Below are 465 nucleotides of genomic sequence, written 5' to 3' on the forward strand. Positions count from 1 at the left end.
ACCGAGCTCCGCTTCCGGACCCACCCCGCGTCCGCCGCCATCCTCGGCCGCCTGGAGTGGCCGTGGTCACGGGCCGCGGCCGTGGTGAGCGGCTGGCAGAACTGGGGGCCGCTGCTCCCGGACGAGATCTGGTCCTCCCTGCACCTCAAGGCCCGCCCCGGCCGCACGCCCGTACTGTCGCTCGTCCTGTTCTCCCTCGGCCCGTACGGAGAGCTGGAGAACGCCGTGGACCGGCTGGCCGACCGCAGCGGCGCCGCGCCCTCCCGCACGTCGCTGCGCCCGGTCCCGTACGCCGACGGCATGCTGTTCTACGCCGGCTGCCAGGGCAGAACGGCCGAGCAGTGCCACCTTCCGGGCCGCCTGCCCGGCAGCAGACCGCAGGGCGTGCTGGAGCGCGAGACCTACGCGGCGCGCTCCGATCTGCTCGATCGCCCCCTGGACGCCTCCGGCGTCGGTGTCCTGCTC

Annotated in this window: 1 pseudogene; it reads left to right on the forward strand. The window is 74.8% G+C overall.

Annotated elements, in window-relative coordinates:
- Window positions 1-465, forward strand: a pseudogene (locus ACSNOD_RS31735) (hypothetical protein); the annotation flags it as partial.

Origin of the sequence: Streptomyces sp. URMC 123, from assembly GCF_051386515.1 — a bacterium.
GTDB lineage: Bacteria > Actinomycetota > Actinomycetes > Streptomycetales > Streptomycetaceae > Streptomyces.